The sequence below is a fragment of the Brevibacterium permense genome (assembly GCF_025506275.1).
Lineage (GTDB): Bacteria > Actinomycetota > Actinomycetes > Actinomycetales > Brevibacteriaceae > Brevibacterium > Brevibacterium permense_A.
The window spans coordinates 70948-85914 of sequence record NZ_QYCP01000094.1; the positions used below are offsets into that span (position 1 = coordinate 70948).

The 14967-nt window shown below is 65.7% G+C and carries 14 protein-coding genes; 11 read left to right on the forward strand and 3 right to left on the reverse strand.

What is annotated here, in order from left to right; genetic code table 11:
- The first annotated feature begins 41 nt into the window (after positions 1–41).
- Positions 42–1496: an APC family permease gene (locus D3I60_RS15545; protein WP_262777338.1), complete on the forward strand. Its 1455-nt coding sequence runs from the start codon at positions 42–44 to the stop codon at positions 1494–1496.
- Between the two features lie 295 nt (positions 1497–1791).
- On the opposite strand, the gene D3I60_RS15550 is transcribed toward D3I60_RS15545, so the two are convergent.
- Entirely contained in the window at positions 1792–3075 is a 1284-nt protein-coding gene (locus tag D3I60_RS15550) for a glycine cleavage T C-terminal barrel domain-containing protein (protein ID WP_262777340.1), read from the reverse strand.
- Between the two features lie 164 nt (positions 3076–3239).
- Here D3I60_RS15550 and D3I60_RS15555 point away from each other — a divergent pair, with 164 nt between their 5' ends.
- Positions 3240–4100, forward strand: a complete 861-nt coding sequence (locus D3I60_RS15555) for a methylenetetrahydrofolate reductase (protein WP_262777341.1) — start codon at positions 3240–3242, stop codon at positions 4098–4100.
- An 83-nt stretch (positions 4101–4183) separates the two neighbouring features.
- Here D3I60_RS15555 and D3I60_RS15560 read toward each other — a convergent pair whose 3' ends face one another.
- Entirely contained in the window at positions 4184–4933 is a 750-nt protein-coding gene (locus tag D3I60_RS15560) for an IclR family transcriptional regulator (RefSeq protein WP_262777342.1), read from the reverse strand.
- A gap of 118 nt (positions 4934–5051) precedes the next feature.
- On the opposite strand from D3I60_RS15560, the gene D3I60_RS15565 reads away from it, so the two are divergent.
- The 6 genes from D3I60_RS15565 to D3I60_RS15590 all read left to right on the forward strand — a co-directional run bounded on the left by D3I60_RS15565 (position 5052) and on the right by D3I60_RS15590 (position 11357).
- Positions 5052–5828: an IclR family transcriptional regulator gene (locus D3I60_RS15565; RefSeq protein WP_262777344.1), complete on the forward strand. Its 777-nt coding sequence runs from the start codon at positions 5052–5054 to the stop codon at positions 5826–5828.
- Between the two features lie 198 nt (positions 5829–6026).
- On the forward strand, positions 6027–8540 hold the full coding sequence (locus tag D3I60_RS15570; protein WP_262777346.1) for a GcvT family protein: 2514 nt from the start codon (positions 6027–6029) through the stop codon (positions 8538–8540).
- A gap of 1 nt (position 8541) precedes the next feature.
- The gene (locus D3I60_RS15575; protein WP_262777347.1) at positions 8542–9354 is read left to right on the forward strand and encodes an electron transfer flavoprotein subunit beta/FixA family protein; all 813 of its coding nucleotides are present in this window, start codon (positions 8542–8544) and stop codon (positions 9352–9354) included.
- Positions 9351–10349: an electron transfer flavoprotein subunit alpha/FixB family protein gene (locus D3I60_RS15580; protein WP_262777349.1), complete on the forward strand. Its 999-nt coding sequence runs from the start codon at positions 9351–9353 to the stop codon at positions 10347–10349. Before D3I60_RS15575 ends, D3I60_RS15580 begins: the two co-directional genes overlap by 4 nt.
- A 137-nt stretch (positions 10350–10486) precedes the next feature.
- Complete coding sequence (locus tag D3I60_RS15585; protein ID WP_262777351.1) at positions 10487–10882, forward strand: acyl-CoA thioesterase; 396 nt, start codon at positions 10487–10489, stop codon at positions 10880–10882.
- Between the two features lie 67 nt (positions 10883–10949).
- The gene (locus tag D3I60_RS15590) at positions 10950–11357 is read left to right on the forward strand and encodes a VOC family protein (protein WP_262777353.1); all 408 of its coding nucleotides are present in this window, start codon (positions 10950–10952) and stop codon (positions 11355–11357) included.
- A gap of 103 nt (positions 11358–11460) precedes the next feature.
- Here the strand turns inward: D3I60_RS15590 and D3I60_RS19210 are convergent, their stop codons facing one another.
- Positions 11461–12210, reverse strand: coding sequence for an AraC family transcriptional regulator (locus D3I60_RS19210; RefSeq protein WP_262777355.1), 750 nt, complete (start codon positions 12208–12210; stop codon positions 11461–11463).
- A 134-nt stretch (positions 12211–12344) separates the two neighbouring features.
- On the opposite strand from D3I60_RS19210, the gene D3I60_RS15600 reads away from it, so the two are divergent.
- The 3 genes from D3I60_RS15600 (at position 12345) to D3I60_RS15610 (ending at position 14941) form a co-directional block, all read left to right on the forward strand.
- Positions 12345–13019: an HAD domain-containing protein gene (locus D3I60_RS15600; RefSeq protein ID WP_262777357.1), complete on the forward strand. Its 675-nt coding sequence runs from the start codon at positions 12345–12347 to the stop codon at positions 13017–13019.
- Positions 13016–13798 carry a glutamate racemase gene (locus tag D3I60_RS15605; protein ID WP_262777359.1) on the forward strand — a complete coding sequence of 261 codons (783 nt, stop codon included), beginning with the start codon at positions 13016–13018 and terminating at the stop codon, positions 13796–13798. The genes D3I60_RS15600 and D3I60_RS15605 overlap by 4 nt, the downstream gene beginning before the upstream one ends.
- Before the next feature lie 96 nt (positions 13799–13894).
- Entirely contained in the window at positions 13895–14941 is a 1047-nt protein-coding gene (locus tag D3I60_RS15610; protein ID WP_262777361.1) for a slipin family protein, read from the forward strand.
- Positions 14942–14967 lie beyond the last annotated feature (26 nt).

Below are 14967 nucleotides of genomic sequence, written 5' to 3' on the forward strand. Positions count from 1 at the left end.
CGTATCTGATCGTCCATCCACAGAGAAGTGTCGAGGGAACCATGAGTCAACCGCAGACGGCAACAACAGATCGAGATCACGGCTTCGTCAAAGCCCTCGGCTCGATCGATGCGCTCTTCATCGGCTTCGGTGCCATGATCGGCTTCGGCTGGGTCGTCCTCACCGGTGAATGGCTGTCCGGCGCCGGCACCATGGGTGCCATCCTCGCATTCGTCGTCGGCGGCATCATCATGTGCTTCGTCGGCACCGTGTACTCCGAGCTCGTGGCCGCCATGCCGCATGCCGGAGGTGAGCACAACTACCTCATCCGTGCGATGGGGCCACGAGTCTCCCTCTTCGGCTCATGGGCGATCACCGGCGGCTACATCAGCGTCGTCATGTTCGAAGCCGTGGCCGTGCCGAAGACGGCCCTCTACCTGTTCCCGGATCTCGAATTCGTCAAACTGTGGACGATCGCCGACTTCGATGTGTACCTGACCTGGGCCCTCGTCGGCACGGTCACCGCGATCATCATCTCCTGGATCAACATCCGCGGTGTGAAGGTCGCCTCACTCGTGCAGACTTTCGTCGTCTCCTTCCTCATCATCGTCGCCCTCATGCTCTTGGCCGGCGGTCTCACCGGCGGCGAGGCGGCCAATGCCGAGCCGCTGTTCACCGGGGGCGGGTCCGGTTTCATCGCCGTCGTCGCGGTCGTCCCGTTCCTCTTCGTCGGCTTCGACGTCATCCCGCAGTCAGCCGAGGAGATCAACCTGCCTCCGGCGAAGATCGGCAAGCTCGTCGTCATCTCGGTGCTCATGGCGATCACCTTCTACGTCATCATCATCTGGATGACCTCGCTGGCCATGCCCGCCTCGGAACTGGCCACCCACGATCTCGTCACCGCGGACGCGCTCACGGCCATGTTCAACTCCGCCATCTGGGGCAAGCTCGTCATCGCCGGTGGTCTGGCCGGCATCATCACCTCGTGGAACGCCTTCCTCATGGGGTCGTCTCGCCTCATGTGGGCGATGGCCGTGGCCGGCATGATCCCGGCCTGGTTCGGCAAGCTGCACCCGCGCTACCGCACCCCCGTCAACTCGATCCTCTTCATCGGTGCGCTCTCGGCTCTGGCACCGTTCCTGGGCTCGGCGGCACTCGGCTGGATCGTCGATGCGGGTTCCCCGGCGATCGTCATCGCCTATTTCCTCGTCAGCGTCGCGTTCCTCGTCCTGCGCAAGCGCGAACCGGCGATGAACCGTCCGCTGCGCATCGGCGGCAAGGGCAATTCCGGTTTCGCCATCGGTGTCGTCTCGGCCGTGCTCACTCTCATCCTCTTCGTCCTCTACCTGCCGATCACCCCGGTCTCCGCGCAGTTGGCGTGGCAGTCGTGGGCGATGTTCGGACTGTGGCTGGTCATCGGAATCGTCTTCATGTTCCGGCTGCCGCGCGGCGTCAAAGCCGGCCCGAATGCGGAGAACGAGCTCCTCGCGAAGGTCAGGGCGCTGCGCGGAAAGTGATCGCGGGATCCCCCGCTTCGTGCTGCTGGCCGCGCATCCCTCACCGTTGGTCGCGTTCCGCACCGACGCCGGCAACCCGCACCCTCAGCGACATATCACCCCTTTGCACCGGAGTGGTTTGTGGCTGCGGGTGAGGGGTGCTCTGTCATCGGTAGGAGAAGCCACTCCGGGTGAGGGATGCCGGCATTACCAACGGGAGGATTCGGCACCAACGGCGCGTGATGCCGGCATGCGAACGCGGCCGCCGGCTTTGCGCAACGGCGACCGCGCTCGGTCTCGAGGAACGGGAGTCGGCTCAGACGGCGGCGTCGAGGCCGCGCATCTTCAGACGCTCACGCTGGTTGGGGTTCACACTCGGGCGGAACGGCATCTCGACCACCTCGGCGCGAACCGGGACTCCGGGAGTATCCGCGAACGGCTCCGGCAGATGCACCCAGTATTCGGTGCCGAGCTCGGTCGCCGACACCGGCACGTGCGCCATCGCGATATTCGCTTCGAGTTCCGGCGAATACCACGGCGAGGTCACGTACCCGACTGCCTCTCCGTCGGCGGAAGCGGAAACGAGCCAGAAGTCGGGTGCATAGTCTGTGATCGGCTTCCCGCCGACCAGCAGACCCACCAGCTGCGTGCGATACGGCGGGGTTCCGGCTTCGATCAGCCCGCGCACTTCTTCGAGCCTGGCCTTTCCGATATAGTCGGCCTCCTTCTTCCGCGGCACCTGGTAGGACAGGTTGACCTGGAACGGGAGTGTCTCGAAGTCCATGTCCTGGCCCCATGAGAGGATGCCCGCAGCGATCCTGCGGTGATGGCTGGGGGCGACGACCTTGAGGTTGTAGGGTGCGCCGGCTTCCAGGACGGCGTTCCACATGTCCTCGGCGTACTTCGTCGCATCCTTGAGATAGATCTCGTAGCCCTTCTCACCGGTGAATCCGGTCTGGGAGATGATGACGTCGCGGCCGCCGACCTGAGCCTCCATGAGTCCATAGCTCGGCAGTGTGCGTCCCTCCTCCCCGACGAGATCGGCGATGACGTCGACGGACTTCGGGCCCTGGACCTGCACGGGAGCGACGTCGATCTCGCTGATCGTGACGTCGAATCGGCCGCCCACGTTGACCCCCTGCAGCCAGAGCATGAGGTCGGTGTCGGAGAGGCTGAACCAGAATTCGTCGATGCCGACCCGCAGCAGGATCGGATCGTTGAGGATGCCGCCTGCCTCGTTGCACAGGATGACGTAGCGGGCGCGCATCACCGGGATCTTCGTTGCGTCACGGGTGATGACGAAGTTGACGAACGCCTCGGCGTCGGGGCCTTTGACCTGGATCTGCCGTTCGACGGCGACGTTCCACAGGGTGACGTCATTGACGAGGGGCTGGTACTCGGCCATCATCCCGCCCTCGTCGCGGGGAATGTAGCCGCGCGGGTGATACATCCGGTTGTAGATCGACGCCCGCCAGCAGCCCTGCTGCATGGACAGCTCCCAGTAAGGGGACTTGCGGACACGGGTGTCGATGAGCATTTCCACCGGGGTGGGGCCGGATTGACGAAGGTTGATCGGGACTTCTCTGTCGCTTTGATCCACTGACGGGACATTGTTATCCATGGTGTTCCCCCTGCTCGCACAGTTTTATATTATGGAACTTGATTCCCATATCATGGGTATAATGAGTGTAGGATCGGACACACCGGGACGCAAGGGACTCGAACTCCGAGTTTCATGAATCGACCTCCGAGAAGGAGACGAGGATGTCACAGACAACGCTGCGCACTCTCCTGACCACCGCCCGTTACGAGGTTCTGCCCACGGCCGGAATCGTCGAACGCATCGAGGAATACGTGGCGCCCGGCCGCGAGATCACGGTGACTGCGTCGACGGGGCTGACCCTCGAGGCGACCCTGTCCACGGCCGAGCAGCTCCAAGCCCTGGGGTTCCGCGCCGTGCCTCATCTCGCGGCGCGGATGATCCACGGCAGACCCGAACTCACGGAGATCGTCGATCGCCTCGCCGAGGCGGCCGTGGACCGGATCTTCGTCCCCGCGGGGGACGCCACTCCCCCGGCCGGCGGGTACGCCGGTGCGCACGACCTCCTCGTCGATCTTTCGAGCATGGCCGCACCGTTCCAGCACATCGGCGTCAGCGCCTATCCGGAATCGCACCCGATCATCCCCGACGATGTGACCATTCAGGCCATGTGGGACAAACGCGACTACGCCACACACCTGGTGTCGAACCTGTGCTTCGACCCGGCCCTCACCGCCTCGTGGGTGGGCAGGGTGCGAGCGCGCGGCATCGAACTGCCGCTGGTCCTCGGCATCGCCGGGAAAGTGGAGCTGGGAAAGCTCGCCCGAGTCGCGACGAAGATCGGGGTGGGCGAATCCACGCGGTTCCTGCGCAAGAACACGGCGACGTTCACGCGGATGGCCAAGCCCGGCGGGTACAACCCTCGGAAGTTCCTCGACAAGATCGCCCCGGTGCTCGACGACCCGGATATGGGCGTGGCCGGTCTGCACATCTATACGTTCAATCAGATCAAGGACACCGAGGTCTGGCGCCGCAAGCAGCTCGCAGCACTCGGCGGTGCCGAAGAGGTCTCGACCGCGTGGTGAGAAGCCACCGCACTCAAAAATAGGTCACTAACGGATACTTTCAACGCCGGGAAATATCCGTTAGTGACCTATTTTCGGCTCGTCTACCGGTGGGTGACCTTGCGTTTGAGACTGCGCGAGAGCAGTCCCGCTTCGTCGACGAGCAGCGCACCGAGGCGATCGTGGTGTTCGGCGATGCGCATCGTCGGTCCGGAGATTCCCACGGCTGCGACGACGTCTCCGTCGATGCCGAACACCGGTGCGGCCAGGGCGTCGAGGCCGATCTCGAACTCTTCGTGGACGATGGCGAATCCGCGATCGCGAACCGTGTCGAGGTCGTCGGTGAGCTCCTTGCGTGAGCCCAAGGTCTTCTCGGTACGACGCTCCAGCCTGCCGGTCGGCAGCGGGATGACGTCATAGGCGAACATGACCTTGCCCAGAGCCGAGCAGTGCGGCGGAACCTCAACGTCGGCCCAGTTCGTGGCGCCGAGGACGAACGTCGAATCGACCTGAGCGACCTGGACGACTCCTTTGGGCCCCGGCATGGCGAGGTTGACCGTCTCGCCGGTCTCCTCGCTGAGGCGTTGCAGGGTCGGATCGGCCGCGGCGACGAGGTTCTCCACCCGGTCGAAGCGGGAAGCATAGGTCGCGAACAGCGATCCGCCCCGGTAGAGGCCGTCACCGTCGCGTTCGACCAGACCGTTGCGTTCGAGGGCGGAGAGCAGCCGCGAGACCGTCGACCGAGCCAATGCGGTCTCTTCGACCACCTCGGTGTAGGAGATCGGTTCGTCGGACCTCACAACCAACGACAATATCTCTGCCGCCCGGTCGATCGACTGGGTCCCATTGCTCATCGTGCTCAGCTCCGTTGGGGAAAGGGGGTCGGCGGAATCGAGGCCCACCAACCGCACTCACCCTACCCCACGTCATCAGACTCTGGCCGGGTTGCGCGTCGTGAGTTAGAGTTTCGAAATGAGCAGCAAAGATGCGGGCTCGGGCGGCGTCCAATCCGTGGATCGGGCCGTGACGATCCTCGAGATCATCGCCCGCACAGGGCTCGCCGGGATCACCGAGATCGCCGGTGAACTCGGCGTGCACAAGTCGACGGCTTCGCGCATCGTCTCCACCCTCGAGGCCCGCGGACTCGTCGAACAGGACCACCACCGAGGCAGATATCGCCTGGGCCTGTCCATCCTCCGCCTCGCCGGAGCAACGACCGCGCGTCTCGACATCGTTCAGGAGGCCCGCCCGATCACCAAGATGCTCGCCGAGGCGACCGGCGAGACGGTCAACGTCGCCGTCCTCTCCGACGGCGCCGCCCTTTACCTCGATCAGGCTTCGTCGTCCTCCTCGGTGCAGAGCCACAACTGGGTCGGGCAGCGCATTCCGCTGCACGCGACTTCCAACGGCAAGGTCCTGCTCTCGGGGCTGAGCGAGGCAGGCATCCGCGAGACCCTGGGTGCGAAGCTGACCCGCTACACCCCGCACACGGTGACCTCGATTGCGCAGCTTCTCACCCAGGTCGCCGAGGTGGCCGCCACCGGATTCTCGCTCGTCGTCGATGAGCTCGAGGTCGGGCTGACCGCGGTGTCCGCTCCCGTGCGCAATGCCCACGGCGACGTCATCGCCTCGATCTCCGCGTCGGGACCGAGCTTCCGGTTCACCGCGGACAAGGCCGCCTCTGCCAGAGATCTGCTCACTCAGGCCGCCGCCGACATCTCGGCTCGCCTCGGCTGGCGCGAACACTGAACCGCACACAGCCGGCACTGACACACTGACGGCAGTTTCACTGCTCAGCTCTGCCTCGAAGCGGGCACTGCCCACCCTCTTGACACTCCCGCCTCGGCGGAGGACGATCATCGTACGCAGTTCCACATAGCGCGCATCGTTGCATAATTCGCAACGATGCCGGTGTAGGCGAAGATGCCTTCAGAGAGGAGCCTGCTCATGGCTTCCGTCCCCGCCCAGGCCAGCGTCGTCGTTGTCGGAGCCGGCATCGTCGGCAACAGTCTGGTCCATCATCTCGCCGAGCTCGGCTGGACCGATATCGTCCAGGTCGACAAAGGCCCGCTGCCGAACCCCGGCGGTTCGACCGGGCATGCCTCGAACTTCATCTTCCCCGTCGATCACTCGCGTGAGATCACCGACCTCACCCTCGACAGCATGCGCCAGTACAAGGAACTCGGGGTTTTCACCGAGTCCGGCGGCTTCGAGGTCGCCCGCACCGAAGAGCGCATGGAGGAGCTGCGGCGGCGCATGGCCTCGGCACGCTCGTGGGGCATCGAATCCTCGCTCGTCACCCCCGCCGAGGTCGCCGAGAAGGTGCCGTTCCTCGATCCCGAGGTCATCCTCGGCGCCTTCTGGACTCCGACGGTCGGAGTCGTCGATTCGGTCCGAGCGGGCACGATGATGCGCGAATCCGCCGAAGCCAAGGGAGCGCTCACGGTCTCGCCCAACACCGAGGTGACCGGCATCGATGTCGATGACGGGCTGATCGTCGCCGTGCACACGACGAAGGGCGAGATCGCGACGAACCGCATCCTCATCGCCTGCGGTGTCTGGTCCCCGCGGATCGCCGCCATGGCCGGAGCCGCGATCCCGCTGACTCCGGCGGTCCACCAGATGATCAGCGCCGGGCCCGTCCCGCAGCTGGCCGAACGCCCCGGGGAGATCTCGTTCCCGATCGTGCGGGACATGGACACCTTCTGCTACGAACGTCAGCACGGCTCCGACATGGAGATCGGCTCCTACGCCCACCGGCCGATCCTCCACGACCCCGATGAGATCCCCTCGATAGAGGCAGCGAAGCTCTCGCCCACGGAGATGCCGTTCACGGACGAGGACTTCGATCCGCAGCTCGAACAGGCCGTCGAACTCATGCCCGAGGTGCTGTCGAACCCGGACGTCGAGATCCGCTATGCCATCAACGGCCTGCTCTCCCTGACCCCGGACGGGGCGCCCATCCTCGGCGAATCACCGCAGGTGAAGGGCTTGTGGTCGGCGGCTGCCGTGTGGGTGAAGGAAGGGCCGGGAGTCGGTCGCGCCGTGGCCGAATGGATGACGGACGGGTGTCCGGAGATCGATGTGCAGGGCGCCGATATCGCGCGCTTCCACTCTCACCAGCGCACCCGAACCCACGTCAGAGCCCGTACCTCTGAAGCGTTCAACAAGACCTATGGGATCGTCCACCCCGGCGAGCAGTGGGCCAGCGACCGTGACGTCCGCCGCTCCCCGATGTGGCAGCGCGAAGTCGATCTCGGGGCGGTGTTCTTCGAAGCCGGCGGGTGGGAGCGACCGCAGTGGTATGAGTCGAATGTCGGCCTGCTCGAGGAGTTCGGCGACGCGGTCATGGACCGCACCACCGAATGGGATTCCCGATGGTGGTCCCCGATCATCAACGCCGAGCACCTGGCGATGCGGCAGCGGGCCGGGCTCGTCGACCTCTCCAGCTTCGTCATCTTCGACGTCTTCGGCCCCGCCGCCCTCGACGCGGTCCAGGCCATCGCACTGGCGCAGATGGATGTCGCCATCGGTCGGGTCGTCTACACCCCGATCCTCGATGAGAACGGCGGATTCCGTTCGGACCTGACGATCATTCGCCTGGCGCACGACCGGTTCCGCGTCGTCACGGGCGCCGCCCACGGAATGGTCGACGTGAAATGGTTCGGCGATCGACTGCCGGATACGGGGGCGCAGATCGCCGACCTCACGAGTTCGTGGACGACGATCGGGCTGTGGGGACCGCGAGCCCGCGACATCCTCAGCGGTCTCACCAGTGCCGATGTCTCCCATGAGGCATTCAAGTTCGGCACCGCCCGGGCGATCGAAATCGGTTCGCTAGAGGTGCTCGCCTCCCGCATCTCCTATGTCGGCGACCTCGGCTGGGAGCTCTACGTGCCGATGGAATCGGGGCTGAAGGTGTGGGACATGCTCATGGACGCCGGATACGAGCACGGGCTGGTCCCCGTCGGTCTCGGCGTCTACGGCACCACCGGTCGGATCGAGAAGGGCTACCGCGCATTCGGCGCCGAGCTCGATTCCGAACGCAGCGTCGTCGAGGTCGGGATGAGCCGACCGAAGGTGAAATCCCAGGACTTCGTCGGCAAGGCCGCGCATCTGCGCCACCGCGAGGAGGAGCCGAAGACGGTGCTGTGCTCGCTCACCGTCGACGATCACACGAGTGCCAGCGGGGAGAAACGGTACATGCTCGGTGGGGAACCCATCGTCTCCGCGGACGGCGATCCGCTGATCGACGGGCACGGTCGCCCCGCGTATGTCACCTCGGCGGGATCGGCCCCCAGCCTGGGCAAACACGTGCTCATGGCGTTCCTCCCACCCGCCGAGGCGGTGCTGGGCAACCGTCTGCAGGTCGTGTACATGGAGGAGTTCTTTCCCGTGACGGTGGCGTCGGTCGATTCGACGCCGCTGTTCGACCCCGATAATGAGCGCATCAGGAGATGAGATGAATATCCTCGTCTGCATCAAACGCGTCCCCGATATCGCGGGCTCCGTCACCCTGGACGCCACCGGCACCGGGATCGACGAAACCGGGCTCGGCCACGCCATGTCCTCGCATGAGGAATGTGCCGTCGAGCTCGCGATCCAGACAGCTGCCGCAACCAGTGGGACCGTCACGGTGCTCACTCTCGGCCCCGCCGAGGCGGTCGAGCAGCTGCGGGCGGCCGTGGCCGTGGGGGCGAACGACGGCATCCTCGTCGAGGCGGCCGACCCGTCCGTGTTCGCGCCCGAGGACATTGCCCAGGTCATCGGCGACGTCATCCGCGATCGTGCCGAGGCGGGGCAGACCTTCGATCTCGTCCTCACCGGCGACGATGCCGCCGATACCGGTGACTTCCAGGTCGGGATCCGCCTGGCCTACGACCTCGAATACCCGGTGCTCACGAACATCCAGACTCTCAATGCCGGTGGAGCGGATGGGGGTGGCGGGCCCGGCGGCGAGCGCGGCTCCGGACGGATCGAGGCGCGCGGGATCGGACCGGCGGGAACGGAGATCTTCTCCCTCGATCTGCCCGCGGTCGTGGCCGTCCACGAAGGCGGGGTCGATCCGCGCTACCCCTCGATCACCGGGCGGATGAAGGCGAAGAAGGCGCAGGTTGTCGAATACGACGCACCCGTTCCGGGGACGGGCAGCCCCCGAATCCGGCTCGAATTGCCTGAGGTGAAGGCGAGTTCGGTGACCATCCTCGGCGAAGGCCCCGAAGCGGCTCCCGCCCTGGTCGATGTGCTCGAAGAGATCGGAGTGATCCGGCCATGACTGTGGTTTTCGTCGAAACGGACCCGGCAGGCGAGGTGACGCTCACCTCCGCCGAAGCCATCACCTTCGCCCGCTCCCAATTACTACCTGACGGGGGCGCAGCAACCTCGCGCGAGGTATCTGGGCCGCCGTCGGGTAGCACGGAGGGGGTGGTGATCGGCCCGCTCAGTGACGCCGCCGTTGACGCGCTCGGGCGGCTCGGGGTCGGTGTCATCCATCATCTCGAGCATCCGGAGCTCGCGGAGTATTCGGCGGCGGCCTGGGCACAGGCGATCGTCGACGTCACTCCGGAATCCGGCACGCTGCTGGCCTCGGGCACCCCGCGAGGCATGGAGCTCATGGCCCACGCCGCGGTCCGCACCGGCGCTCGTATGGCTGCCAATGTCATCGCCGTCGACGAGGAGGGCCTGCTGCGGCAAGTCCACGGCGGCACCGCCTTCGAACGCCTCCGCCTCGACGGGGATCTGCAGGTGCTCACGATCGCCGGCCACGCCTGCACACCCAAAGAGACAACGCCGACCATCCCGGAGATCATCGCCTATGATCTCACCGTCGCCGAGGCGGACCTGGCCACCCGTGTCCAGCGCACCGAGGTCGAGGCCGCCGATGATGCGTCCGGACTGACCTCGGCCAGGGCCGTGGTCGGGGCCGGTCGCGGGGTCGGTTCGGAGAACGGGTTCGCCGAAGTCCTCGAACTCGTCGACCACCTCGGCGGGGCCCTGGGTGTCTCTCGTGTGGTCACGGGCCTCGGCTGGCGCCCGCACGCCGAGCAGGTCGGCCAGACCGGCAGCCGCATCTCCCCCGACGTCTACATCGCCTGCGGGATCTCGGGAGCAATCCAGCACATGGCCGGAATCGAAGGGGCGAAGACGCTCGTGGCGATCAATACCGACGCGGAATCGACGATGGTCCAGCGGGCCGACTACGCGATCATCGGCGACCTCCACGAGGTGGTCGCGGCCGTCAACGAGGAGATCGTCCGCCGTCGCGGCTGAGCGCAGTTCGGCCCGGGCTCCGCCAAGACCTCTCCGGACAGCACCGATCCATTGACAATTTCCATTGGCTCCGGCCACCTGATTAACTATGGAACGATCGTTCAGATATCATTCCCAATCAGCTCCTGGAGGCAGTCATGGCCACTTTCGAACTCTCACCCGAAGTGCGCTGGTCGGATCAGGACCTGCTCGGCCACGTCAACAACGCACGGATGATCACCCTCATCGAGGAATGCCGTGTGCGCTGGATGCACGAGATCCGGGCCGGACACATCACCGGCGGCGGACTGCTCGTGGCCCGCCAGACCATCGACTACCTCGTGCCCGTCATGTACGGCCCCGAGCTGAAGATGACGGTGACGGTGAAGAAGCTCGGCAACTCCTCGTTCACGGTCAACACCCGCGGTGACCAGGACGGACGTCAGGTCTTCGACCACGACTGCGTGCTCGTCCACATCGACCGGAACTCGCAGAAGCCCATTCCGCTGACGCCCGAGCTGCGCAAAGTCTTCGAACCCTACCTGCAGGACTGACGCCCGGGCCGCGATCATGGCCGATTCGTTCAAGCCGGCTCCCTGCGCGTCCGCATAGTCTGAAGTCATGAAACTCGACGCGATCTCGATCATCACCGCAGACATGCCCGCCGCCATCACCTTCTACTCCGCGCTCGGCCTCGAACTCGCCGACGGCGGCCCGGACGCACCACACACCGAGTTCACCTCCGGATCCCTGCGGATCCTCCTCGACACCGAAACTGTCATCCTCGGCATCGATCCCGAATGGACCCGCCCGACCGGTGGGCACAAGATGTCCTTGGCCTTCGACTGTTCCACCGCCGAGGCAGTCGATTCGACATTCGCCAAGCTCACCGGGTCAGGGGATGCGGGAGGCGATCCCGTGGCCGGAGTCGTCCACGAACCCTGGGACGCGTTCTGGGGACAGCGCTACGCCGTGGTCGCCGACCCCGACGGCAACACGATCGATCTCTTCGCCACCCTCAACTCCTAATTGCTACCCGACGGCGGCCCAGCAACCTGGCGCGAGGTTGCTGAGCCGCCGTCGGGTAGTTCTGGGTGAGAACGAACTTACGGGACGAACGCCAAGAGTGCCATCATCCGATGAGCGAGCGCTCATCTCTCCGCAGATGAGCGGCGTCGGCATACCCGACCTCGGCCGCGGCCGCTGTCCGCGACCGGCCCGATTCGATGAGGTCTCGCGCGGCCTGCCAGCGCAGGATCTTCGCCAAGTGTTTGGGTCCATAGCCGAACCATTCCGCGCTCAGCCGGCGCAGCTGCCGCGGTGAATACGCGAACTCCGCGGCCGCCTCGGTGACGGTCTGAGTCGGCGAACTCGAGCGCACGTCCAAGGCCCGAGCCAGGGCCATCGGCCGCGGATCCAGCGCAGCCCGGTCCGTCAGCACGCCGGCCGTGTCGAGCAGCACCCGGGCAGCTCCCGTCACCGAGGCGGCCCCGCCCTCACCGACGCTCCGCATCGCAGAATGACGGCCGCCGATCGCCGAGTTGAGAGGCGTCACTTGATCGGCCAGTTCCCCCGCCGAGGTGGTCAGAAGCTGTGGAAGCACACCCGAGTCGAAGCGCAGACCCACAGTCGGAGAGGCCGAACCGTGGAACATCCGTGCCGTGGAATCGGCGCCGGCGATGAGGATCTGCGAATCGATGACGATGAGGTCCATGCACCCGTCGGGAACGATGAGCGAGGGAGCTGGAGAACGCGCGGCATCCGGCCCGAAGGCAAGGTTGCGACGGTCGGAATCTCCCGCCTCGACGAGGAAACCGGCCTTGTCGGGAACGGAGACCCACAGGCTCGCCCGCAGGCGCGGGATCCGGGTTTCGCGATACACGGACTCGGCCTCCTGACACTCTCGGCGGTAAACTCGTCTGTGTTCATCTGGTGCGGGCGGCGCGATCTGCCCCCAGAATAACGCGCGAATGGCCCCAACAGAGGGTCGAACGCCCAAGCTCATGGGAAGGAATGATGGCTGCAGCATCCTCGGCGCCGGTATCGGCGCGCAGGCAGGCTCGCCATGTCACTGTCTTCCTCGATGTCGATGGCGTCCTCAATTCCTACCCGGTGCCCAAGCTGCGCAGCATGGCCGAGGGTCGGAAGAAGCTGCATGCGTGGCACTACGAACTCCACTACCGACCCTCCGTCGTCGAATTCTTCGACCGCATCGTCGAGACCCATGAGGTCGACGTCGTGTGGCTCTCGACCTGGTCGCAACGGTGCAAGTCCGAACTCGAACCGAAGTTCGGTCTGCGCAACTCCTTCGACGTCATCGAAATGCCCGATGAGACGCACAATCGCTTCGCTCACGATCCGCAGCAGTGGTGGAAGGCCCGTGCCATGGAGGACTGGTTGGCCACCCACGAGCAAGGGCGCGCGATCTGGATCGACGACGACCTGGCCTGGCCGGCCACCCGCGAGTACTTCCTCGAGCACTACTCACCCAACCGCCTCAAACTCATCGCCCCGGACTTCGCCCACGGCCTGACGAAGGCCCACCTCAAGGAGATCCGGGAGTTCGCCTACCCGAAGACCGAGGCCGCCAAGTCCAACGCCACGTCCGACGGCCCGACAACCGACGACGCCAAGTCCGGCAATGGGAACGCCGGCGATTCGACGACATCCGAACCGAAGGGGACTTCATGACGCGCATCGGCCTGCTCGATTCCGGACTCGGACTCCTGGGCACCGCCGACGCGCTGTTCAACCTCGCCCCCGACGCCGACCTCGTCCTCGCCATGGACCCGGACTTCACCCCGTACGGCAGCCTGAGCACCGAGACCCTCGAACAGCGGGCCCTGCACTCGGCCGGAGTACTCGCCGAATGGGAACCCGACGCCATCGTCATCGCCTGCAACACCGCCTCGGTGCAGGCGCTTGAAGCCGTCCGTGCCCGCTACGAACCGACCATCCCCGTCATCGGCACCGTGCCCGCGGTGAAGATGGCCGCCGGCACCGGCCAGGACTTCGCGATCTGGGCGACACCGGCGACCACGGGCAGTGAGTATCAGCAGAACCTCATCGACTCCTTCGCCGCCGACCTGCACGTGGCCAAGGTCGCCTGTCCCGGACTGGCCGAAGCCATCAACACCGCCGATCTGGACCAGATCGACACCGCCATCGAGGATGCCTTCACCCAGATGGGCCCCGGAATGGAGACCGTGGTGCTCGGCTGCACCCACTACGGACTCGTCGCCGACCGCATCATGGCCGCCCGAGCCGGAGCCCTCACCGTCTTCGACTCCCCCATGCCGGTGGCCAAACAGACGCTGCGCCGCATCGGCCTCGAACCCGCGGGAGTCGGCGAGGATCAGCCTGGCTCCGGACGCGTGCTCGCAACTTTCGCGTCCGGCCGACGCGTCAGCCTCCCCCAGGCCCTCGATGCCTACCCGGCCGGCAAAAGGCTGCTCGCCCGAGAAGCCTGAGCACCTCCGCTCCGCGTTCCCTCCGAGCCGGGTCTTTCCGCGCCGCACAGGCGTAGAATAGACCAGACAGTCAATCGTCAAAGGAGGCGATTCGACATGTTGGCGCTCAGTATCCTCGCCGCACTTGTCGCACTCGGAGCAATCACGCTGGGAAACAGCCTGAAGATCGTCAAGCAGTACGAGCGCGGGGTGGTCTACCGCCTCGGCAGAGTCAACGCCGAGCCCCGTCCGCCCGGAATGACCGCGATCGTCCCCTTCGTCGACAAACTCGAGAAGGTCAACCTCCAGATCGTGACGATGCCGATCCCCGCGCAGGAGGGCATCACCCGCGACAATGTCACCGTCCGCGTCGACGCGGTCATCTATTTCAAGGTCGTCGACCCGCGCAGGGCCGTCGTCGACGTCGAGGACTATCAGCTCGCCGTCGGTCAGGTCGCTCAGACCTCGCTGCGGTCGATCATCGGCCAGAGCGAGCTCGACGATCTGCTCACCAACCGCGAGCGCCTCAACCAAGGATTGGCGATCATGATCGACAGTCCCGCCGTCGACTGGGGCGTGCACATCGATCGCGTCGAGATCAAGGATGTTGCCCTGCCCGAGTCGATGAAGCGCTCGATGTCACGCCAGGCCGAGGCCGAACGCGAACGTCGGTCCCGCGTCATCATCGCCGATGGTGAGCTGCAGGCATCGAGCAAGCTCGCCCGGGCCTCCGAGACCATGGCCCACACCCCGTCCGCCCTGCAGCTGCGCCTGCTCCAGACCATCGTCGAGGTGGCCGCGGAACGGAACTCGACCCTGGTCCTGCCCTTCCCCGTCGAGTTGCTCCGCTTCCTCGAGAACAACACTCCCGCTGCTCCTCCCACTGTCGAGGCGGGAGCGAAGTCGACCACGGAAGCAGGAGTCACACCCACCACGGACACCCCCGCCGAGGCGGCCGACCGGTCCGAATCGGACACGGCGTCGAGTGCCCCGGCTGACCTCGACGCCATCGTCCAGGCCATGTCCGAATCGCTCAAGCTCACCGGGCTGATGCCCGAGCAGGAGCGCGTCACCTCGGACATGCCGGAGCAGGAGAGGACCACTTCGGATGCGGCCGAACGGTCCGACTCAACAGAACGGGAGGAGCACTTCGGCCACGCCTGAATCGCACCAACCGTCGGCTGACGCAG

Excerpts from the sequence above, each read along its gene's own strand:
- D3I60_RS15545 (WP_262777338.1), top strand. The coding sequence starts at position 42 with ATGAGTCAACCGCAGACGGCAACAACAGATCGAGATCACGGCTTCGTC.
- D3I60_RS15555 (WP_262777341.1), top strand. The coding sequence starts at position 3,240 with ATGTCACAGACAACGCTGCGCACTCTCCTGACCACCGCCCGTTACGAG.
- D3I60_RS15560 (WP_262777342.1), bottom strand. The coding sequence starts at position 4,933 with ATGAGCAATGGGACCCAGTCGATCGACCGGGCGGCAGAGATATTGTCG.
- D3I60_RS15565 (WP_262777344.1), top strand. The coding sequence starts at position 5,052 with ATGAGCAGCAAAGATGCGGGCTCGGGCGGCGTCCAATCCGTGGATCGG.
- D3I60_RS15570 (WP_262777346.1), top strand. The coding sequence starts at position 6,027 with ATGGCTTCCGTCCCCGCCCAGGCCAGCGTCGTCGTTGTCGGAGCCGGC.
- D3I60_RS15575 (WP_262777347.1), top strand. The coding sequence starts at position 8,542 with ATGAATATCCTCGTCTGCATCAAACGCGTCCCCGATATCGCGGGCTCC.
- D3I60_RS15580 (WP_262777349.1), top strand. The coding sequence starts at position 9,351 with ATGACTGTGGTTTTCGTCGAAACGGACCCGGCAGGCGAGGTGACGCTC.
- D3I60_RS15585 (WP_262777351.1), top strand. The coding sequence starts at position 10,487 with ATGGCCACTTTCGAACTCTCACCCGAAGTGCGCTGGTCGGATCAGGAC.
- D3I60_RS15590 (WP_262777353.1), top strand. The coding sequence starts at position 10,950 with ATGAAACTCGACGCGATCTCGATCATCACCGCAGACATGCCCGCCGCC.
- D3I60_RS15600 (WP_262777357.1), top strand. The coding sequence starts at position 12,345 with ATGGCTGCAGCATCCTCGGCGCCGGTATCGGCGCGCAGGCAGGCTCGC.
- D3I60_RS15605 (WP_262777359.1), top strand. The coding sequence starts at position 13,016 with ATGACGCGCATCGGCCTGCTCGATTCCGGACTCGGACTCCTGGGCACC.
- D3I60_RS15610 (WP_262777361.1), top strand. The coding sequence starts at position 13,895 with ATGTTGGCGCTCAGTATCCTCGCCGCACTTGTCGCACTCGGAGCAATC.